This window comes from Corynebacterium sp. HMSC067D03 (genome assembly GCF_001811185.1).
Taxonomy (GTDB): Bacteria; Actinomycetota; Actinomycetes; order Mycobacteriales; family Mycobacteriaceae; genus Corynebacterium; species Corynebacterium coyleae.
The window spans coordinates 1-454 of record NZ_KV803845.1 but is presented as its reverse complement, the minus strand read 5'-3'; the positions used below and the strand labels follow the sequence as shown (position 1 = coordinate 454).

The window sequence follows — 454 nt, the reverse complement described above, 5'->3', positions numbered from 1 at the left end:
CCCCAGCGTGTGGCGTTGCCGGTGCGGTTGGAGCGCCTTGCCCGGGCAGCGTCGGACCGCCAGCGCGCGCTCGGCGAGCCACTGGAGGTGCAGGTCAACGCGGTTGATTTGCCGGAGCCGGCGGCGTCGGTAGCTGAGCGCATGGTGCGCGAGGGCTTAAGCAACATCGTGCGCCACGCGGGCGCATCTAAGGCGGTGATCACGGTGGATAAGCTGGGCGCGACCGCAACCATCGACGTCTTTGACAACGGCCGCGGCATCTCCGGCAAGGAGGGCTACGGGCTCAAGGGCCTGCGCGCCCGCGTGGAGGAGATCGGTGGGGAACTTTCGGTGGAGGGCAACGTCCTCGCCGCGACACTGCCTGTGGAGGAGCAATGACGCTGCGCGTAATGCTTATCGACGACCACCCGGTCGTCCGCGCCGGCCTTCGCGCCGTTCTCAACTCGTTCGGCGA

The 454-nt window shown here is 68.3% G+C and carries 1 protein-coding gene and 1 pseudogene; both read left to right on the top strand.

The genetic code is table 11. The features are described from left to right. Positions 1-378: sensor histidine kinase (locus HMPREF2785_RS11375; RefSeq protein ID WP_371440507.1), on the top strand; the 378-nt coding region annotated here is incomplete at its 5' end. Then, positions 375-454 (top strand): annotated as a pseudogene (locus HMPREF2785_RS12250) (DNA-binding response regulator); the annotation flags it as partial. The gene HMPREF2785_RS11375 and the pseudogene HMPREF2785_RS12250, both read left to right, overlap by 4 nt.